16 protein-coding genes and 1 pseudogene are annotated in these 20,646 nt (G+C 41.5%); 5 read left to right on the forward strand and 12 right to left on the reverse strand.

From position 1 onward, the window contains the following. Window position 1 precedes the first annotated feature (1 nt). The 6 genes from panF to acs all read right to left on the reverse strand — a co-directional run bounded on the left by panF (window position 2) and on the right by acs (window position 6,693). A complete protein-coding gene (panF, locus tag Q0V26_RS02115) occupies window positions 2-1,456 on the reverse strand; it encodes a sodium/pantothenate symporter (RefSeq protein ID WP_297476277.1) in 1,455 nt (484 codons plus the stop codon). Further along, entirely contained in the window at window positions 1,449-1,730 is a 282-nt protein-coding gene (locus Q0V26_RS02120) for a YhdT family protein (protein ID WP_297476279.1), read from the reverse strand. The genes panF and Q0V26_RS02120 overlap by 8 nt, the downstream gene beginning before the upstream one ends. Before the next feature lie 194 nt (window positions 1,731-1,924). After that, window positions 1,925-3,268, reverse strand: coding sequence for an acetyl-CoA carboxylase biotin carboxylase subunit (gene accC / locus Q0V26_RS02125; protein ID WP_297476282.1), 1,344 nt, complete (start codon window positions 3,266-3,268; stop codon window positions 1,925-1,927). Between the two features lie 15 nt (window positions 3,269-3,283). Continuing rightward, entirely contained in the window at window positions 3,284-3,751 is a 468-nt protein-coding gene (gene accB / locus Q0V26_RS02130; RefSeq protein ID WP_297476285.1) for an acetyl-CoA carboxylase biotin carboxyl carrier protein, read from the reverse strand. Between the two features lie 26 nt (window positions 3,752-3,777). Beyond that, complete coding sequence (gene aroQ, locus Q0V26_RS02135) at window positions 3,778-4,230, reverse strand: type II 3-dehydroquinate dehydratase (protein ID WP_297476289.1); 453 nt, start codon at window positions 4,228-4,230, stop codon at window positions 3,778-3,780. Window positions 4,231-4,743: 513 nt separating this feature from the next. Continuing rightward, window positions 4,744-6,693 (reverse strand): acetate--CoA ligase, encoded by a 1,950-nt coding sequence (gene acs / locus Q0V26_RS02140; protein WP_297476293.1) that lies wholly within the window; start codon window positions 6,691-6,693, stop codon window positions 4,744-4,746. A 359-nt stretch (window positions 6,694-7,052) separates the two neighbouring features. Between acs and Q0V26_RS02145 the strand changes: the two genes are divergently transcribed. Beyond that, window positions 7,053-8,225, forward strand: a complete 1,173-nt coding sequence (locus tag Q0V26_RS02145; RefSeq protein ID WP_297476296.1) for a 3-phenylpropionate MFS transporter — start codon at window positions 7,053-7,055, stop codon at window positions 8,223-8,225. Window positions 8,226-8,408: 183 nt separating this feature from the next. Next, window positions 8,409-10,274, forward strand: a pseudogene (locus tag Q0V26_RS02150) (PAS-domain containing protein); the annotation flags it as partial. An 87-nt stretch (window positions 10,275-10,361) separates the two neighbouring features. Here Q0V26_RS02150 and Q0V26_RS02155 read toward each other — a convergent pair. From Q0V26_RS02155 to aspA, 4 genes are all read right to left on the reverse strand, one after another. After that, on the reverse strand, window positions 10,362-11,003 hold the full coding sequence (locus tag Q0V26_RS02155) for a response regulator transcription factor (RefSeq protein WP_297476298.1): 642 nt from the start codon (window positions 11,001-11,003) through the stop codon (window positions 10,362-10,364). A 123-nt stretch (window positions 11,004-11,126) separates the two neighbouring features. Continuing rightward, the gene (locus tag Q0V26_RS02160; RefSeq protein ID WP_297476301.1) at window positions 11,127-11,657 is read right to left on the reverse strand and encodes a thioredoxin family protein; all 531 of its coding nucleotides are present in this window, start codon (window positions 11,655-11,657) and stop codon (window positions 11,127-11,129) included. Between the two features lie 137 nt (window positions 11,658-11,794). Continuing rightward, window positions 11,795-13,102 carry an anaerobic C4-dicarboxylate transporter gene (locus tag Q0V26_RS02165; protein WP_297476304.1) on the reverse strand — a complete coding sequence of 436 codons (1,308 nt, stop codon included), beginning with the start codon at window positions 13,100-13,102 and terminating at the stop codon, window positions 11,795-11,797. Between the two features lie 113 nt (window positions 13,103-13,215). Continuing rightward, entirely contained in the window at window positions 13,216-14,664 is a 1,449-nt protein-coding gene (gene aspA, locus Q0V26_RS02170) for an aspartate ammonia-lyase (protein WP_297476307.1), read from the reverse strand. Window positions 14,665-15,113: 449 nt separating this feature from the next. On the opposite strand from aspA, the gene Q0V26_RS02175 reads away from it, so the two are divergent. Further along, a complete protein-coding gene (locus Q0V26_RS02175) occupies window positions 15,114-15,608 on the forward strand; it encodes an FxsA family protein (protein ID WP_080158687.1) in 495 nt (164 codons plus the stop codon). An 80-nt stretch (window positions 15,609-15,688) separates the two neighbouring features. Here Q0V26_RS02175 and Q0V26_RS02180 read toward each other — a convergent pair whose 3' ends face one another. Then, window positions 15,689-17,044, reverse strand: coding sequence for an MATE family efflux transporter (locus tag Q0V26_RS02180; protein WP_297476311.1), 1,356 nt, complete (start codon window positions 17,042-17,044; stop codon window positions 15,689-15,691). Between the two features lie 207 nt (window positions 17,045-17,251). On the opposite strand from Q0V26_RS02180, the gene Q0V26_RS02185 reads away from it, so the two are divergent. After that, entirely contained in the window at window positions 17,252-17,542 is a 291-nt protein-coding gene (locus tag Q0V26_RS02185) for a co-chaperone GroES (protein WP_036788874.1), read from the forward strand. A 42-nt stretch (window positions 17,543-17,584) separates the two neighbouring features. After that, the gene (groL, locus tag Q0V26_RS02190) at window positions 17,585-19,228 is read left to right on the forward strand and encodes a chaperonin GroEL (protein ID WP_297476318.1); all 1,644 of its coding nucleotides are present in this window, start codon (window positions 17,585-17,587) and stop codon (window positions 19,226-19,228) included. A gap of 935 nt (window positions 19,229-20,163) precedes the next feature. Here groL and Q0V26_RS02195 read toward each other — a convergent pair. Then, window positions 20,164-20,619, reverse strand: a complete 456-nt coding sequence (locus tag Q0V26_RS02195; RefSeq protein ID WP_297476321.1) for a molecular chaperone GroEL — start codon at window positions 20,617-20,619, stop codon at window positions 20,164-20,166. Between the last annotated feature and the right edge of the window lie 27 nt (window positions 20,620-20,646).

Raw genomic sequence — 20,646 nt, forward strand, 5'->3', positions numbered from 1 at the left:
ATCAGTTAATCTTGACTGTTTTTAATTTGTTTGGGCGTACATAACTGCCGATGATAAATGCGATTAATCCGATAATTAATGTGGGAACGATTGCATGCATACCACCCATGTTTGGCTTGCCTAATGATAGCGCTAGATAGGTTGTTAATCCGACAATCATTGAAGCAAAGGCACCCGTTGCAGAGGCTTTTTCCCAATAAAGGCCGAGCACTAATGGCCACAGGAATACCGCCTGTAAACTACCAAACGCCAATAAATTGAGCCAGATAATCATATTGGGTGGGTTCATCGCTGCCACAAACACCAGTGCCGAAAAAATAGCAGTTACCCAGAGTGATAGCTTGGGTAATTTAGTTTCAGCGGCTTCACCTTCAGCAATCTTAGGATTGATATAATTAATATATAAATCTTTAAGTAAGGTTGCTGACGCTTGAATTAATTGAGAGTCAATGGTCGACATAATAGCCGCCATTGGTCCGGCTAAAAAGATCCCCGCAACCGCTGGTGGCAATACTGTCACCATTAAGGTTGGCATGATTTGGTCTGGACTGGCGATATTAGGCACAATGGCGCGGCCGAGTGCGCCAGCTAAGTGCATACCGAACATCAGTAGGGCAACCATGATCGTGCTGATTACCATTCCCTTATGCAGTGAACGGCTGTCTTTGTAAGACATACAGCGTACTGCGGCATGAGGTAAACCTATTACGCCAAAACAGACCAGGATCCAAAAGCTAAGCATAAAAGGCTGGCTTAAAAAATGATTGGGTCCATAAGGTGAGACCAAGGCTGGATCAATATCGTGTAATTTAGTTACTAGTGCGCCAATACTGCCGCCCGTGTGAACGATCCCGACTAGCAGCGCGATCGTACCAATGATCATCATGATCCCTTGAATGGTATCGGTCATGACGACTGCGCGAAAGCCACCAATGGTGGTATAGAGCCCAACCGTGATCGCAAATAGCATTAAACCATGAGTATAAGATAGCCCTGTTACGGTTTGTAGTAAGCGTGCTCCGCCAACAAATTGCACCACCATGGTGCCAAAAAAGGCCAATAATAATGATAAAGAGGCGAAAATCACTACGCCTTTGTGTTGGTAGCGAGCATATAAAATATCATTGAGGGTTAACGCATTGTGACGGCGAGATTCAATGGCAAACTTTTTACCAAGCACACCTAATGTTAACCATGCTGCGGGAAGTTGGATCATGGCGAGTAATACCCACCCTAGGCCCATTTTATAAGCCGCGCCTGGTCCACCAATAAAAGTACTGGCACTGGCATAAGTTGCCGCTAGGGTCATAGCAAGAACAAAACCGCCCATACTGCGGCCACCGACGAGATATTCAGTTAAGAAGTTACCTTTACCTTGAAAACGGCGAGTATAGAGTGCAACGCCAAAAACAGCGGCTAAATACAGTACTAAAGGAATGATAAGTTGGCTATTCATGTGGTTTATCGTCTGTTATTTCAAGAGGGAGATCACGGTAAATAAATTTCACCATCAAGGCACACAGGATGGTGAAAACAATTGGGCCGACAATGCATGACAGTAAAAACCACAATGGGAAACCAAAATAAAGGGTTGGCATACTGAGATCATTGCTAGCGGGGGCAAACCCATAGGCGGAAACATACCACCAAAGAAAATAAGCTAACGCAAGTCCTATCGCCCAGCGCGCTTCTTTATGTGCTTGGCGGTAGCGGGCAGAAAGCGTTTTCATGCGGTTTCTCCAGTTATTATTGAGAAAGAATCTACCACTGAAGGGGGAGGGTCAGTGATAGAGGTCAAAAAAGGGGGCTATTGTGGCAAAAGATAGGGGTTTATGCCAAGCCTAGAACGCTAACCAATAAGGGATGGCAGCGTTAAAAATAAAAAAGGCCACCCTTAGGCAGCCTTTTGATGTCATATCAAGTCTTACTGTAAACCAAGCTTCTTCTCAAGGTAGTGGATGTTAGCGCCACCTTTTTGGAAGTTTTCATCAGCCATAATCTCTTGCTGAAGTGGAATATTGGTTTTAATACCATCAATGATCATTTCACTTAATGCATTACGCATACGTGAGATAGCCACATCACGGTTTTCACCATAAGCGATTAATTTACCAATCATTGAATCATAGTAAGGCGGTACAGTATAACCAGTATAGATGTGAGATTCCCAACGAATACCCATACCACCTGGAGAGTGGAAACGTGTGATCGTACCTGGGCAAGGTAGGAAGCGCTCAGGATCTTCTGCGTTAATTCGACATTCAACCGCGTGACCACGAATTTGAATATCTTTTTGGCTAAATGATAATGGCTGACCTGCCGCAATACGTAATTGCTCTTTAATCAGATCAACACCGGTTACCATTTCAGTCACTGGGTGTTCAACTTGAATACGGGTGTTCATTTCAATGAAGTAGAATTCACCGTTTTCATATAGGAACTCAAATGTACCTGCGCCACGGTAATTGATTTCTAAACATGCACGTGTACAACGTTCACCGATGTATTTACGCATTTCTTCAGTGATGCCAGGTGCTGGTGCTTCTTCAACTACTTTTTGGTGACGACGTTGCATTGAACAGTCACGTTCGCCTAAGTGAATTGCGCCACCTTGGCCGTCAGCAAGAACTTGAACTTCGATATGACGTGGGTTTTCAAGGTATTTTTCCATGTAAACCATGTCATTATTAAAGCAAGATTTTGCTTCTGCACGAGTCATCGCAATCGCTTCAGTCAGTTCTTTTTCAGAACGAACTACGCGCATACCACGACCACCGCCGCCACCAGAGGCTTTAATGATAACTGGGTAACCAATACGCTTAGCGAAAGATTTGTTTTTCGCTTCATCGTCATCAAGTGGACCGTCAGAACCGGGGACACAAGGTACGCCGGCTTTTTTCATTGCGTTAATCGCTGAAACTTTATCGCCCATTAGGCGAATAGTTTCTGCTTTAGGACCAACAAAAATAAAACCTGAACGTTCTACTTGCTCTGCAAAATCAGCATTTTCAGATAGGAAACCGTAGCCAGGGTGAATGGCTACAGCACCAGTGATTTCTGCTGCACTGATAATGCGAGGAATATTAAGGTAACTATCAATACCACGAGCAGGACCAATACAAACGGATTCATCTGCTAATAATACGTGCTTAAGATCACGGTCAGCTGTTGAGTGAACCGCAACGGTTTTAATACCTAGTTCTTTACATGCGCGAAGAATTCGAAGTGCAATTTCACCTCGGTTCGCGATTACTAATTTATCTAACATAGCCAGGAGCCTCGATTACTCGATGATTACAAGCGGTTGATCGAATTCAATTGCATCGCCTTCTTGAGCAAGAATTGCAACGATTTTACCTGCTTTATCTGCTTGAATTTGGTTCATCATCTTCATTGCTTCAACGATACATAATGTATCGCCAATGTTGACTGATTGACCTACTTCAATGAAGTTCTTTGCTTCTGGGCTTGGTGCGCGGTAGAAAGTACCTACCATTGGCGAAAGAATTTGATGGCCAAGAGCAACCGGTGCTTCTGGTGCTTGGAATGATGCTGGAGCTTCAGCTACTGGTGCGACAGGAGCTGCTTGAACAGGTGCAGCCATAGGAGCAACAGCATATTGTTGTGGCATAGCCGTGACGGGAACACTACGACTGATTCGAACAGATTCTTCACCTTCAGAAATCTCTAGCTCTGCAATACCAGATTCTTCAACCAGTTCAATTAGCTTCTTAATTTTACGAATGTCCATTATTTTTCTCTTTATATATTGTTCAGTTAGCTATCTGCATGCAGGCGATTAATCGCTGCCTGTAGGGCGAATTCATAACCGTCAGGGCCTAAGCCACAAATCACTCCTACCGCTTTATCCGATAAATAAGAGTGATGACGAAAAGGTTCACGTGCGTGAACGTTAGATAAATGTACTTCAATAAACGGAATAGCAACCCCAAGTAAGGCATCACGAATAGCAACGCTAGTGTGAGTGAAAGCTGCTGGATTTATAATAATGAAATCCACGTTAGCGTAGGCTTGGTGAATTGCATCAATTAACTCGTGTTCCGCATTTGATTGAATGTGTTCTAATACCACGCCTAAATCGATGGCTTTGGTCGTTAATTTCTGAACCAGTTGCGTGAGTGTTTGCTGGCCATAATGTTCAGGCTCACGTAGACCTAATAAATTTAGGTTGGGTCCATTAATCAGTAAAATTCGTTTAATGGTTGGCATCTTGAGGTCTCATCACTTGTTTATGAGGTTAAACTCGAACAACTTGCTGCTATCTACAAGTTGACTTCCATGTGTCCGTTTTTTTACTACCAAACATTAATTGTGAACCAATTATAGAGAATTCAACGCAAATCGCAGCAAAATACTGGTCTAATCACCACTTTTTGCGCGAACAGGTGTAAGCCGCTGTAAGAATGTTAGTAGATATTAATACGTTTATCCTACGTCAATGTAACGTAACTAAGTGCAAGAATTTAGTAATAAAACTGTGTTTTTGTCAGTTATTATTACGGTGTGATAATTAGGCTTAAAAAAGATCATTAATAAGTTTATTTAATGAGGCTTTTTTAAAAAATATTATCAATATCGAATAGGTTAACGCGATATTCTAGCGTTAACTAGCTTATCCTAAGCTGAATTCGATTTAAATTATCATTAATAACTGCATAAAAAAAGACCACAGTTGCGGTCTTTTGATCTTAGTTAGATTGCTTTTTTAGGGATAAACACGATTTAGAATAATTGTTGTTTTTCTGCTATCAGTTTATCAACCACACTTGGATCTGCGAGTGTTGATGTATCCCCTAAAGAGCCAGTGTCTCCTGTGGCAATTTTGCGTAGAATTCGGCGCATAATTTTGCCTGAGCGAGTTTTAGGTAATGAATCTGTCCAGTGAAGAAAATCAGGGGTAGCAATGGGCCCTATTTCTTGTCGAACCCAATCTTTAACTTGTTTATGTAATTCAGCACTTGGATATTCACCATCATTAAGGGTGATATACGCATAAATCGCTTGGCCTTTGATAGCATGAGGGACACCGACGATCGCCGCTTCTGCTATTTTATCAAAAGCGACTAAAGCCGATTCAATCTCAGCGGTTCCCATACGGTGACCTGAAATATTTAGCACATCATCAACTCGACCTGTGATCCAATAGTAACCATCTTCATCACGTCTAGCGCCATCACCAGAGAAATACATGCCGGGAAAGGTTGAGAAGTAGGTTTGTTCAAACCGTTCGTGATCACCCCATAATGTACGCATTTGTCCCGGCCATGAATCGGTCATTACAAGGTTACCGTCAGTCGCACCGTCAAGGATATTACCGACGTTATCAACTAATGCTGGTTGTACACCAAAAAATGGTCGCGTTGCTGAGCCGGGTTTAAGTGCCGTTGCGCCAGGTAGCGGGCTGATAAGAATGCCGCCAGTTTCTGTTTGCCACCAGGTGTCAACAATCGGGCAACGGCTATCACCAATGGTGCGGTGATACCATTCCCATGCTTCTGGGTTAATCGGCTCACCGACAGATCCCATGATCCGTAATGATGAACGGTGGGTTCCTGCAATCGCTTCATCGCCTTTGGCCATTAAAGCGCGTATCGCAGTGGGAGCAGTATAGAGGATGTTGACTTGGTGTTTATCAACCACTTCGCTCATCCGGCTAGTGGATGGGTAATTCGGTACACCTTCAAATAAAACCGTGATCGCGCCATTGGCGAGGGGCCCATAAACTAAATAGCTGTGACCGGTGATCCAACCAACATCGGCAGTACACCAATAGACTTCACCGGGTTGGTAGTCAAAAACATATTTAAAGGTCATGGTGGCATAAACCAGATAACCGCCTGTGGTGTGTAATACCCCTTTAGGTTTGCCCGTTGAACCTGATGTATAGAGAATAAACAGCGGATCTTCAGCATTCATTGGCTCAGGAGCACAATGATTAGAAGCGATCGCGGTCGCCTGATGCCACCACACATCACGTTCACTGTGCCATTCAACATTGCCACCAGTACGTTTAAATACCACTACTTTTTCAACGCTGGTAACCAATGGATTAGCGAGTGCATCATCGACATTTTGCTTTAATGGCACAGCCCTGCCACCACGAACCCCTTCATCGGCGGTGATCACGACTTTTGCATTAGAGTCAATAATACGACCAGCGAGGGCTTCAGGGGAAAAACCACCAAAGACAATAGTATGTACCGCGCCAATACGGGTACATGCCAGCATGGCAACCGCAGCTTCTGCGACCATTGGCATGTAAAGGCATACAACATCACCTTTACGTACCCCTTGGCTTTTAAGGGCGTTAGCAAATTGGCAGACTTGCTGGTAAAGATCATTATAGGTTAGGGTGGCGTCATCATTAGGATCATCGCCTTCCCAAATAATCGCGGCTTGATCGCCACGATCAGCAAGATGGCGATCAATACAATTGGCGGATACGTTAAGTTCACCATCTTCAAACCATTTTATGCTGACGTGACCACTATCGAATGAGGTGTTTTTTACTTTGGTGTATGGAGTGATCCAATCAATAATTTGGCCATGTTGACGCCAGAAACCTTGTGGATTAATCGTCGATTGTTGGTACATCTCACGATATTGGTCGTCGTTAATATGGGCATTATTCGCTATTGCACTATCAACTGGATAAATATGAACCTCACTCATCTCTGTTCTCCTTGAGTTATTTCCCTAATTAGGTGGTATTAGCCATATGAAACGAACAACGGTTTAAACAGTATTTATTGTTAAAGTGGAGGATTATATGATTTACGGCAATTAGACTTTAGGATGAGATTTCGGGGTAATTGGGTCGGCTTAAGCTGTTGCAAGCAGGTTACATTGTATTTTGTGCACTGATGATAGTATTGGTTGAATAATGACATTGATCTTGAGTGTGATCGTCGTCGCAATTAGGTTGCGAATATTTGTTATTTTAGAGTAAACACCACTGAACTATTGCGGAGTAGTGGTCGATTTACGGCATAATAGAGCAGTTTTTCATCTACCACATTTTGAGATTTATTATGTTTAAAAGTAAGCCTTATGGCTGGACATCCCAATATCTATTGGGATTTTTCTTTTCTTATGGGGTCTATTTACCCTTTTGGGCGATTTGGTTTAAACATATAGGGGTCGATGATTCTGATATTGGCTTGTTACTTGGCTTAGGTTTTGCTGTGCGTTGTATTGCTAATTTAGTGATTACACCACGGATCCATAAAGTCGAACATTTAATTCCAGCCTTACGTGGCTTTACGTTACTAGGGTTAGTGGCATGTATTATTTATATTGTGTGTGGTGGTAACCTCTGGGCTCTGGCAGCCGTCACGGTGTTGTTTAATTTATCTGCCGGCCCTATCGTACCTATCTCTGATGCAATAACAAACCACTATGCTAAAGAAGGCCATTTAGATTATGGACGTACCCGCTTATGGGGGTCTATTGCCTTTATTGCAGGATCTACCGTTGTTGGCGTTCTCGCACAACGTTTTGGGGCAGATATTATTCCTTGGGTCGCATTAGCGGGTTTAGGTTTTGCGCAAATAATGGCAGCACGCAACCCTGCTGTGATGCCGCTTGATGTCGATAGTCATCAGCAAACACGTCCTGCGTTAATGCAGATTCTACGTGATAGTTCAGTAATTAAATTGATGTTAATTGCAGCACTATTGCAAGGGAGTCATGCTGCATATTATAGTTTTAGTTCGATTTATTGGCAGACAATAGGTTTTGATGAATCGGTAATTGGTTACTTATGGAGTTTCAGTGTTGTGGCAGAAGTCGGCATGTTTCTGATAAGTAAGCGCTTATTTGCTAATTGGTCGATTAATAATATGTTTCGTTTGGCGGCCGTGGGCGTGTTAGTCCGTTGGGGCTTGACGGCGACCATTACAGATCAATGGGCAATGTTTGCTGTGCAGTCATTACACAGTGTGACATTTGCAGCGGCTCACTTAGCCACAATTCGTTATATCGAGCGTTCACCTAGCAATCATATGGTGGCACTACAGTCATTGTATAACGCGATTCCGTTAGGGGCGGTGATGGCAATTTTGACCTCAATTAGTGGCTGGATTTATGGTGACTGGGGGGCGGATGTATTCTGGATCATGGCAGTAATGGCTGTGCCTGTATTCTTTATCCGTTTACCGTTACCAGGTAAGCAACCCCAGATACTCACACCACAAATTAATTAAGTACAATTGGCTAATAATGATGATAAGCGTGTCTATTAATGGATGCGCTTTTTTTATGGTCAAAACGAGGGGGGGGATGAAAATAGCCTTTTGCGTCATTTTTGTGATCGACCTCAATTGAGCCAAGGTTAATAACTCCGTTACAGTGGCATAAAGGACAATGAAGGAAGATTGAGAATGGATACACAAATTACTGTAAGGGAGCTTGAACTCTTGGCAGCAAGGTTTGTTGGACGTAAACGTATTCAACACGCTTTTGCTCAATTTTCCAAGCAGCAACAATGTCAGCTTGTTGCTGAACAGCAAGCATCACCTGCAATGATTTTACATACAGAACAAGTGCTAGCATCTGTTTTTGGTGATCTATCAGCAAAGCTGGTGCTTACTTCTGCATTGCAAGGTCGTGACTTGCAATTAGAGGACGTGGCAACCATTGTTGATGAAGCGTCTGAGATATTTGATTTTAGTCGTGGCTTATTACAAGGCGCAATTGAACATATTAGCCAAGGCATTGCTGTGGTAGATAATCAATTACGGCTGGTAGCATGGAATAAACGCTACCTTGAGTTATTTTCATTTCCGGTTGGCCTAATTCAAGTAGGACGTCCGATTGCTGATGTGATTTGGCATAACGCTAGCCAAGGTTTGTGCGGTAGTGGTGATTTGGAACAGCATGTTGCTAAGCGAATTCAGCATCTGCAACAAAGAACCTCTCATACATCATCTCGAGTTCGGGCTAATGGCCAAGTGATAGAAGTGCAAGGTAACCCGATGCCAAGTGGTGGCTTTGTGATGAGTTTCAGTGATATTACGGCGTTTCGCCAAGCTGAGATGGCATTAAAAGAATCAAATGAAAACCTAGAAGCTCGGGTTAAGAAACGCACGCAACAATTAGAACAATTAAATCAGCAATTGGTTATTGCAACACGACAGGCAGAATCTCAAGCGCATTCTAAAAGCCGATTCTTAGCCGCGGTCAGCCATGATTTAATGCAGCCGCTTAATGCTGCTCGATTGTTTTCATCATCACTCGTTGAAGTCAGTTCTGATCCACAAAGTGCTCGTCTCGCGGCTCATATCACTAGCGCATTAAGTGCCGCTGAAGATTTGATTGGCGATCTATTAGATGTTTCACGCCTAGAAGCCGGTAAGCTGGAAGCTCACGTTATGCCACTACGAGTCAGTGATGTCTTAAGTGTATTACAAGCTGAATTTGGTGTATTAGCTCAACAACAGCAGATTGATTTTAGCGTGGTGATGAGTGAGGTGGTGATCCTTTCGGACAGTAAATTACTTCGGCGGGTGTTACAAAATTTTCTAACTAATGCTTTTCGCTATAACCCTAAAGGACGGGTGTTATTAGGTGTACGTCGTCAAGGTGAACGGATTTTAATTGAGGTTTGGGATAATGGCCCTGGCATCGAGCGTGAGAGGCAGGCTGATATATTTGATGAATTCACCCGCATGGATCCGACGGAGGCTGAACACGGTTTAGGGTTAGGGCTTGCGATTGCTCGTGGAATATCTCGGGTGTTACACCATCCATTAGGATTACGGTCATGGCCGCAGCAAGGCACTGTTTTTTCCTTATCTGTACCACGAACCACATCATCAATCTTGCCTCTATCTGCAATGGTATCACCGTCAGCATCGAACTCGTCATTAGAGGGATTGAAGGTACTTTGTATTGATAATGAGTCTGAGATTCTAGATGCGATGATGACGTTATTAGAATTGTGGCATTGTGAGGTACGTATTGCAGAGGATAAAACACAGACCCTAACGTTATTAGCTGAGGGTTGGCAGCCTGAGGTGATCATCAGTGATTATCATCTTGCAAAGCACCAAACAGGATTAGAAATATTACAACTATGCCGATCTCAACTTAAACTCCCTTTTAAAGGGGTTGTGATTAGTGCTGATAGGCTAACTGAAAAACAAACATTGATTCGTCAACAAGGGTTTAGTTTTTTAAGTAAGCCGGTTAAGGCACTTAAATTACGGGCGATATTAAATCAATGTTTGCTGAGTGAGCGTGTTGAATGTTGATGATAAACACCGGTAATGGCGCTCACATTAGAGCGTCATTAGGAAAGTGGATAAAAGCGAGATTAATGGCGGCATTGGTGAGTATTATTAGGCGAGTGAATGAAGTTCTAATTGTTGTAATAAGATCACCGCTTGAGTGCGATTTTTAACGTCAAGTTTTCGAAAAATAGCGGTTAGATGTGCTTTGATTGTTGCCTCTGAGACATTGAGATCATAGGCAATTTGTTTGTTGAGTAAGCCTTCTGTCAGCATGGTTAATACTTTATATTGCTGTGGGGTTAACGTCGCAATTTTAGTGGGTAACTGCTGGTGGATATAATGGGTGTCATTGAGGGATGTCGGAAAGTAAGGTTCACCATTAATAATTTGTTTTAAGGCATTTAACAATACCTGCATATCACTCGATTTAGGGATAAAACCAAATGCACCATGGTTATAAACTTGCTGCACAACTTCCGTTTCCTCACTCGCTGAAATAACCACAATAGCCAGTTCTGGGTACTGTTGTCGTAACTGGATAAGACCTGATATGCCATTAGATCCCGGCATCTTGAGGTCGAGTAACAGTAAGTCGATATCCTTCGTTTTCTCTAATAGTGAAAATAACGAATTCTGCGAGTCAGCTTCTAGGAGGTGGGTGTCGCTGATGGCCATATGAATCGACTGCAAGAGAGCGTTACGAAACAAGGGATGATCATCGGCGATAACAATGGTGTATTGAACGTCCATAGTTGAGCCTATTTCTTATTATTAGTGTTTTACGCTAACATTTGAGTAACAAAGGCGCAATTTACTCACCGTTGAGATTGGATCTTGATCATGCTTGAGTACGCGCTTTTGTAATTTGAGGGGTTATTGCGCATGGTTTTGTGAGACTGATGAGACTGATGAGACTGATGAGACTGATGAGGCTGTGGGGAAAATGATCGTTTGTTGCAAATGACGACGAAAACTATCGGCATTAATAAAACCATTTATTTTTACTTGTGGTAATGGATTTCCTTGTGTATCCCAGAACAATAAACTGGGAAAACCAATCACGTTAAGGTGGTGCATTAATGCAATGTCAGTACTGGTATTGGCCGTAACATTGGCTTTTAAGCGCGTGAATTTTTTGAGTTGAGGAATAACATTTGCAGCAGGAAAGGTCTGTTGAGTTAAAGCTATACAGGGCGAGCACCATTCTGCATAAACATCGAGTAGTACTGGACGTTGTTGTTGAGTGGCTACTTTAAGTGCCTGTTTGAGTTCAGATATTGAATTAATTGCTGTAAAGGTAAGTACAGCAGGTGTTGGTTTACTACTAAGTAAGTGGCCACTCACTATGGTTATTGTTGTTATGATTAATATCACTAAGACGTGTTTTGTTTTAATATTTGCCACCCAATAACATCCTTATTGTCGTTGGTTTGGTTATACGTAAGCGCATATGACCTTATCATCAGTTTAGCAATGATTTATGACCTGCAAAAAAAAGCTGCTCGAAAGCAGCTTTTTAATCATTCATTATTAATAGCCAATTATAAAATAAAGCTACCAAACAAGAAGCCTAAAGCCACTGATGTCGAAATAGTAACAACCCCAGGAACAAAGAATGGGTGGTTAAATACCAAATTACCAATTCTCGTTGAGCCTGTGTCATCCATCTCTACTGCCGCAAGTAGCGTTGGGTAAGTTGGTAATACAAACAGTGCACTAACTGCCGCAAAAGAAGCCACCATAGTTAATGGTGCTACGCCAATAGCAAGAGCCGCTGGCATTAATGCTGTCGTGGTTGCGCCTTGTGAATAAAGTAACATTGAAGCAAAGAATAGAATTAATGCTAGCATCCAAGGGTGACTACTTAATAGTGAACCTGCCACTTCTTTAATACCATCAACGTGCGCATTTACGAACGTCGCGCCAAGCCATGCCACACCAAGTACACAAATACAAGCTGTCATGCCAGAACGGAACGTTGGTGCTGATGGAATTTCAGCTGCATCGATTTTAGTTACCCATACTGTTACCGCAGCCGATGTTAACATCACGGCGATAATCGCTTCGTTACGACCCAGTGTTGGATCGGTAATTAAACCGATAGAGTGAGAGATAGCTGCGGCATAACAAACCACTAAAACAATCGCAGTAATAAAAATATACGTTGCTTTGCGCGCGGTTGGTTTAATTTCACGTTTGCCCGCTTGCTCAATGTTAACTAAGCCTTTTGCTAAACGATCTTGATAAACGGGATCATCTTTTAGTTCACATCCCATAAAGTTAGCCACAAAAGCACCAACCATGCAGGCAATAAAGGTTGTTGGAATACAAATAGCCAGTAGCGTAATGTAACTTACACCTACAGGCTCCAGGATTCCTGAGAAGAACACCACAGCCGCTGAAATAGGTGAAGCAGTGATCGCGATTTGTGATGCAATAACGGCAATAGAAAGGGGACGTGAAGGGCGAATGCCTTGGCCTTTAGCTACTTCGGCAATAACAGGAAGTGTTGAAAAAGCCGTGTGTCCAGTACCTGCTAATACTGTCATCAAATAAGTAACGATAGGCGCATAGAAAGTGATACGTTTGGGGTGTTTTCGAAGGAAATTTTCAGCAATTTCTACGAGCCAATCCATACCACCGGCAACTTGCATTGCTGCAATAGCGGTGATTACTGACATGATAATAAGAATAACATCGATAGGGATTAATGATTCACTGGTGGGCATACCAAAAACGAGTGATAACACCAACACACCAGCACCGCCGGCAAAACCGATACCAATACCGCCAATTCTCGAACCTAAATAAATAAAGCCCAGAACGACCAAGAGTTCAATTCCAGTCATAGAATTTTTCCTGTCTAAAGTTTAAAAGATAAAAATCAAAAAGAGGATTTAGTTGCAAAAAAAAAGCGGATAATCAAGTGACAATCCGCTGGTATTCTCAGGCGTTAACGTGTTTAGTTATAACGTTTAGCTTTATATTGAGGATGCATTAAGTTCTCGATAGAGAAGATATCATCTAATTGCTCTTCAGTCAGTAATCCACGCTCAAGCACGACTTCACGTACGCTCTTACCTGTTTCTGCACAAATCTTACCAACAATGTCACCTTCGTGGTGGCCAATGAATGGGTTTAGGTAAGTAACGATACCGATTGAGTTAAAGACGTAGCTTTCACAGACTTCTTTATTAACAGTAATGCCTTCGATGCACTTATCTCGTAGGTTGATACATGCATTTTTAAGTAGGCTAATTGACTCGAAAATCGCTTGACCAATAACGGGCTCCATTACGTTTAACTGTAATTGGCCCGCTTCTGCTGCAAAAGTAATTGTGGTGTCGTTACCAATAACTTTAAAGCAAACTTGGTTAACCACTTCAGGGATAACTGGGTTTACTTTTGCTGGCATGATTGAAGAGCCCGCTTGCATTTCAGGTAGGTTAATTTCGTTTAGACCCGTACGTGGGCCTGAAGAAAGTAAACGTAAGTCGTTACAAATTTTAGATAATTTAACTGCAGTACGTTTTAGTGCGCCGTGAACCATTACGTAAGCGCCACAGTCTGATGTTGCTTCGATTAAATCTTCTGCAGCAACAACAGGTAAACCTGTGATTTCAGCAAGACGTTGAACTGATAATTGTTGGTAACCAGTAGCCGCGTTTAGACCAGTACCAATCGCTGTTGCGCCAAGGTTAACTTCAAGTAATAGTTGTGCAGTGTATTGAAGATTTTTAATTTCTTCTTTTAGTAATACGCCGTAGGCATGGAATTCTTGACCGACAGTCATAGGCACTGCGTCTTGAAGTTGGGTACGGCCCATTTTCAATACACTAGCAAATTCAGTTGCTTTAACATCAAATGCTGTTTTTAGGTAATCTAGTGCTTCTAACATGCTGATGATGCTGTTGTAAACTGCAACACGGAAACCAGTAGGATAAGCACAGTTAGTCGATTGTGATTTGTTTACGTGATCATTTGGGTTAACGATGTCGTAACGACCCTTCTCTTCACCCATGATTTCAAGTGCAAGGTTAGCAATAACTTCGTTGGTGTTCATGTTGACTGATGTGCCAGCACCACCTTGGAAAACATCTGATGGGAATTGATCCATACAACGGCCGCTTTCAAGGATAAGATCACATGCTTGAACAATGTAATTACCAATATCAGAAGGAATAGCACCAAGCTCTTTGTTGGCCATTGCTGCTGCTTTTTTGGTGAAAACCATACCACGTACAAATTCAGGAACATCTGAAATTGTTGTGTTAGAAATATTGAAGTTCTCAATTGCGCGTAGAGTATGAATACCCCAGTAAGCATCAGCAGGAACATGGCGCTCGCCAAGTAGATCTTCTTCTATACGAGTTGCGACATTATTTTTTTCAAGATCAATCATCTGAGACATAATATAGCCCTTTGCAAAAACTTCATAATTAAAATCAATAAGTAAGCCAACAGTTGTAGCGATAATCCATTGTCGCAAAGTTGTGGCGAGATGATCATACCTGACACCTTAATTGGTGCCGATAATACTCCCCTCAACGGTTAAAAACATAATCCAGATCACTTTTTACGAGGGCTTGTTAATCTTTGCACAGAAACGCGATCTCTTTCACACTTTCTGTTAACAGTAGCACGTCATTTTATACGTAAAATGAATAAAAATGACAAGATGTGAACAAATTGTAGGTGTGGCTTTGTATTTTTTGGAACCAACTCAAATTGTGTTTTTGTTGTATTTGTTAACATATTTGAAGTGAAGAATGAAATTTGTCATGAGTAATTAAACAGATAATCAGGTAATGTCTATGGTAGAGCATCAGCATAAAATCATTTAAAGATAAGGGGCGGGGTGTGTTTCCACTACTAATGTTACTGTTTATTGTGGTGCCAATGGTTGAAATTGGCTTATTCATTCAAGTGGGTGGCTTATTGGGATTATGGCCAACAATAGCCATTGTTTTTTTTACCGCAGTGATTGGCGCTTCGTTAGTGAGAAGCCAAGGTATTGCGACGTTAACATCGGTTCAAAACAAGTTGCAACAAGGCGAAATGCCAACCCAAGAAATTGTCGAAGGGATGTTGCTTGCGGTTGCGGGTGTTTTATTATTAACACCTGGATTTATGACTGATGCGTTAGGTTTAGTTTTATTATTGCCGCCGTCACGGGCTAAAGTAGCACAATTATTAATGCAAAAAGTCACGTTAAAAAGTAACTTTACTCATTTTGGTGGCGGTTTTTCACATCATCGTCATTCAAATGATGCTGCTAATGGTGATGTATTTGATGGTGAATATGAGCGCACAGATAATCATGATAATAACAATTCCCAGCATCGTTTACCGTAGCCGCAACATTAAATAAACAAATATAGTATTAATAAAAAAGCAGCCATGGCTGCTTTTTTTATTCATGCTATTCATATTAATTAAGCGAGTGATAGCTGTTTTTTTCGTAGTTTTCGAGCATATAAATAAGCACCAATGCCGCTGATCATATTGGCGATGGCGATACCAATAAAGAGCCCTTTGGTACCATAAAGATGACTGCCAAACCATGCGAGAGGCACTAATAACACAAAGAGTCGTAATAGATTCCAGCATAGAGCATTAATAGTTTTGTGTAGCGCATTGAGGGCGCTAATTAGCAACATACAAATTGCCTGTAATCCATAACTTGCTGGCACCACTAATAAGTAATGCCATAGCTGATTTTGAACCATGGCATCTTTTGAAAAAAGTGCAGCCAGTGGCATGCTCAGTGGCACCATTGCAATAAATATCAGGAGTTGGAATCCAATAGCAAAATGCATCGCGGCAAATAATGCACTAAATGCGCGCTGTGGCTTTTGTGCACCTAAGTTTTGTGCCATAAAAGGCATTAATGCAGAGCTAAGTGCCATCATGACTATCACTAATAATGATTCAACTCGCATTGCTGCGCCATAAGCGGCCACCGAAGCGGTACTTTGGCTTGCTAGCATCGCCATTAATAAGGCGCCAGAAAGTGGATTTAGGGCTGTCGATAAACCAGCAGGTACACCAATGTGTAATATTTGCTGCCAATCGCTTTTTAATGCATGCCATTGCGGAACAATCAGTAATTTTTCGCGGTTATAAAGCAGATGTAGTGAAACAATAAGCGCAAATACCCAACTGATGCCACTGGCAATAGCAGCACCTTTTACACCTAAAGCAGGAACTGGACCATAACCAAAGATCAATAATGGATCTAATAAGCCGTTCATGACCCCCGCGATCACCATGATCTTGGCGGGACTTTTGGCATCGCCAGTGGCACGAATAGCACTATTGCCAGCCATCGGGATCACCAGTAATGGAATCGCGATGTACCACACTGTCATATATTGTTCGATAATGGGCAATAACTCAGCTGACGCCCCCATTAAGGTAAATAACGGTTTAATGGTGAGCAAGCCGATAATCGATCCTATGATCATCAACAATAGACTCAGTAACAATCCGTGAGTGGCTATACGTGCGGCACTGTGATTATCACCTTGACCAAGCATGCGTCCAATACTGGTTGATATGCCAACGTTCATTCCCATGGTAATGCAGTTTAAGCCAAAGGTGACTGGGAAAGTAAAACTGACGGCGGCGAGTGCGTTAGTGCCCAAGCGCGAAATAAAGAAAGTATCGACTAAATTAAACATTAAAATCGCGATCATGCCAAACACCATTGGCACGGTTAAACGTCGTAATGCGTCATGAATGGGAGCCGATAATAATCCATGTTTATCTGACTTGGGTAATGTTGCCATAATGGTCTCAAAATAAGGATGCCTGCATACCCTAATGCAAAGTGTGTGATCGGGCAAAATTTCTCAAATAAATAACAAAAAAAAACGCTCTTAACCTTGGGATTTAGAAATTAGACCCAACATCTTAACCATATAGAAAGTCATACAAGTGAGTGCTTGTTGGCTTCAAATCATGGACATTACCTTAATTATCAGGAGAGACGACCAATGAACATTCGTCCTTTACACGACCGAGTTATCGTTGAACGCCAAGAAGTTGAATCTAAGTCTGCCGGTGGCATCGTGTTAACTGGTTCTGCGGCTGAAAAATCTACTCGCGGTAAAATCCTTGCTGTAGGTAAAGGTCGCATTCTAGAAAATGGCACTGTACAACCACTAGATGTACAAGTGGGTGACGTGGTTATTTTTGCAGAAGGCTACGGCACTAAGACTGAAAAAATTGACGGTAAAGAAGTTCTTATCATGTCTGAAAATGACATTATGGCAATCGTTGAATAATCCGATCACATTAAATTAAGAATTAAGAAAGGAAATCCCAAGATGGCTGCTAAAGACGTTAAGTTTGGTAACGACGCACGAATTAAAATGCTAGAAGGTGTCAACATTCTGGCTGATGCGGTAAAAGTAACATTAGGGCCTAAAGGTCGCAATGTTGTGCTTGATAAATCATTTGGTGCACCCACTATCACTAAAGATGGTGTATCTGTAGCGCGTGAAATTGAATTGGAAGACAAGTTCCAAAACATGGGCGCACAAATGGTTAAAGAAGTGGCTTCGCAAGCGAATGACGCGGCGGGTGACGGTACAACAACAGCAACAGTACTTGCTCAAGCAATTATTGCTGAAGGTCTAAAAGCTGTTGCTGCGGGTATGAACCCAATGGATCTTAAGCGTGGTATCGACAAAGCGGTTATTGCTGCGGTTGAAGAACTAAAAGCATTATCTGTTCCTTGTGCTGATACTAAAGCAATCGCGCAAGTAGGTACTATCTCTGCAAACTCTGACACAACTGTTGGTAACCTTATTGCAGAAGCAATGGAAAAAGTAGGCCGTGACGGTGTTATTACGGTTGAAGAAGGTCAAGCACTTCAAGACGAACTAGATGTTGTTGAAGGTATGCAATTTGACCGTGGTTACCTATCACCGTATTTCATTAACAACCAAGAAGCGGGCTCTGTAGATTTAGAAAGCCCATTTATCCTATTGGTTGATAAGAAAGTTTCAAATATTCGTGAACTTCTTCCTGCACTAGAGGGCGTAGCTAAAGCTTCTCGTCCACTACTTATCGTTGCAGAAGACGTTGAAGGCGAAGCGCTAGCAACATTGGTTGTAAACAACATGCGCGGTATCGTTAAAGTTGCTGCTGTTAAAGCGCCTGGCTTTGGTGATCGTCGTAAAGCAATGCTACAAGATATTGCAGTCCTAACATCGGGTACTGTTATCTCTGAAGAGATTGGTCTAGAGCTTGAGAAAGTTCAACTAGAAGATCTTGGTCAAGCTAAGCGTATTACTATTACTAAAGAAACCACCACTATCATTGATGGTGCTGGTGAAGAAACCATGATTCAAGGTCGTGTGACTCAGATCCGTCAACAAATTGAAGATGCGACTTCTGACTACGACAAAGAAAAACTTCAAGAGCGTGTCGCTAAACTTGCTGGCGGCGTTGCGGTTATTAAAGTTGGCGCTGCAACTGAAGTTGAAATGAAAGAGAAAAAAGACCGCGTAGAAGATGCATTACATGCAACACGTGCTGCGGTTGAAGAAGGTGTGGTTGCCGGTGGTGGTGTAGCACTTATTCGCGCTGCATCTAAAGTTGTTAACCTTGTTGGTGATAACGAAGAGCAGAATGTGGGTATCCGCGTAGCACTTCGTGCAATGGAAGCACCACTTCGTCAAATCGTGAAGAATGCGGGTGATGAAGAGTCTGTTGTTGCTAATAACGTTCGTGCTGGTGAAGGTAACTATGGTTACAACGCTGCAACGGGCGAATACGGCGATATGATTGATATGGGTATTCTTGATCCTACAAAAGTAACCCGTTCGGCACTTCAGTTTGCAGCGTCTGTAGCGGGTCTTATGATCACGACTGAAGCAATGATCACTGATAAAGCCTCTGATGCTCCTTCTATGCCTGATATGGGTGGCATGGGCGGTATGGGTGGCATGGGCGGTATGATGTAATCCATTTATAACAGTAGAGATAACGGTCTCTTTGTTATAAAAATTCGCGTCATAAAAAAGTCGAGCATAGCTCGACTTTTTTATTGCCATTATTTTGTCTTCTTTCATTTATTGTTACCTATCTTATGTGCACAGTTCATTGGGAATATTCCTCGAAAAGCTGCACAAAAATAAAATCAATTAAAAACAATTACTTATAGTGTTATTAAGTAATAATGTAATATTTTAATAATTAGTGCACCTATTAGCTGTTTTTTTGATTAAAAGGTGATCGTGTTTTAATGGTTAGGCGTAATTATATTTCTTTATTATAGAGATAGAGCCAAGTGCTTAATAAATTAAAACGGATGATGATTGGACTAAGTATATGGATAAAAAATAAAATAAAATGAAGTTCAGCTTTGTATGTTAATTTAATCTTTTTACTGTTTATCGTTATTTAAATTGTTTTATGTGTTATTTGATAATTTATTATATTTTTTAACTAAATATATATTTTTGATTAATTAATTCCATTTTGCATTTAAATAATAATATGTTAGTTGTGTTGCTTTTAGTTGCTAGTGAGGTATTTAGATGAACGGTACAAAATTATATTAAAATTTCATAGTACTGGTTAAAAATGGGGGTAAATGTAATTATTCACAGAGAGGTAATAGCGACTAAGTTAATACAACATGCTTAAGGATAGTTAACATGGCAAAAAGCCTAAAAAGCTGTACGTGTTTTTTGTTGTTTATAATCAAATATTTAACTGCCTGTTGAGTTATTAGGTTGGAGTGTTTAAATTAGCACACAAAAAAGCTGATATCATCACGTATCGCTGTACGTACTAGTTGAAATTCGCTCAACGGTGACAGTCAATCTTGTCGGCATAAAAAAGCCCCTGTAATAAACAGAGGCAATCTAAATATGTATGCGAGAAAAGATAGCTTTTACTCGTTAGGTAGATGTTCTTGATTTAAAGCAACCCATGCCGCCATAAAGCAAATCACAAATGATTGAATGTAACCTCGTAAATCAACATCACCTTGTACTAGCACATCATCAGCATTTGGTTCCATGTTGAATGAAACCTTGCTTTCTTTGATGCTAAAGAAGACACGGCCAATTAAAACAAAATTGTCACCATTATCATCTGGGTTATAGACCATTCCTACACCAATTTGATCGTGCTCTGTAATTTGTAAGGCACTAAATGCTAATTTTTCTGCGCCTTCAAAGCCAAAGCCGGCATAACGCTTACCTTGTTCTGGCTGTTGCAGTAATTGTGAAAGTAGCTGGGTGTAAGTGGTAAGTGCTTCAGCTGGAACGTCATTAGTATTTACCTGCCCCATACTATATGCCTGTTCATCTTCTACCATTTCAACGGCATAATTAAAATCAATCATTACTTATCCTTTCTTTGTTTTATGAAC

The organism is uncultured Photobacterium sp., from assembly GCF_947039875.1.
Lineage (GTDB): Bacteria > Pseudomonadota > Gammaproteobacteria > Enterobacterales > Vibrionaceae > Photobacterium.

What these genes read in the sequence shown, in the direction of transcription:
- Q0V26_RS02185 (WP_036788874.1), top strand. Translation starts at nt 17,252, where the DNA reads ATGAACATTCGTCCTTTACACGACCGAGTTATCGTTGAACGCCAAGAA.
- Q0V26_RS02155 (WP_297476298.1), bottom strand. Translation starts at nt 11,003, where the DNA reads ATGGACGTTCAATACACCATTGTTATCGCCGATGATCATCCCTTGTTT.
- panF (WP_297476277.1), bottom strand. Translation starts at nt 1,456, where the DNA reads ATGAATAGCCAACTTATCATTCCTTTAGTACTGTATTTAGCCGCTGTT.
- Q0V26_RS02195 (WP_297476321.1), bottom strand. Translation starts at nt 20,619, where the DNA reads ATGATTGATTTTAATTATGCCGTTGAAATGGTAGAAGATGAACAGGCA.
- Q0V26_RS02145 (WP_297476296.1), top strand. Translation starts at nt 7,053, where the DNA reads ATGTTTAAAAGTAAGCCTTATGGCTGGACATCCCAATATCTATTGGGA.
- groL (WP_297476318.1), top strand. Translation starts at nt 17,585, where the DNA reads ATGGCTGCTAAAGACGTTAAGTTTGGTAACGACGCACGAATTAAAATG.
- acs (WP_297476293.1), bottom strand. Translation starts at nt 6,693, where the DNA reads ATGAGTGAGGTTCATATTTATCCAGTTGATAGTGCAATAGCGAATAAT.
- aroQ (WP_297476289.1), bottom strand. Translation starts at nt 4,230, where the DNA reads ATGCCAACCATTAAACGAATTTTACTGATTAATGGACCCAACCTAAAT.
- Q0V26_RS02165 (WP_297476304.1), bottom strand. Translation starts at nt 13,102, where the DNA reads ATGACTGGAATTGAACTCTTGGTCGTTCTGGGCTTTATTTATTTAGGT.
- Q0V26_RS02180 (WP_297476311.1), bottom strand. Translation starts at nt 17,044, where the DNA reads ATGGCAACATTACCCAAGTCAGATAAACATGGATTATTATCGGCTCCC.
- accB (WP_297476285.1), bottom strand. Translation starts at nt 3,751, where the DNA reads ATGGACATTCGTAAAATTAAGAAGCTAATTGAACTGGTTGAAGAATCT.
- aspA (WP_297476307.1), bottom strand. Translation starts at nt 14,664, where the DNA reads ATGTCTCAGATGATTGATCTTGAAAAAAATAATGTCGCAACTCGTATA.
- accC (WP_297476282.1), bottom strand. Translation starts at nt 3,268, where the DNA reads ATGTTAGATAAATTAGTAATCGCGAACCGAGGTGAAATTGCACTTCGA.
- Q0V26_RS02120 (WP_297476279.1), bottom strand. Translation starts at nt 1,730, where the DNA reads ATGAAAACGCTTTCTGCCCGCTACCGCCAAGCACATAAAGAAGCGCGC.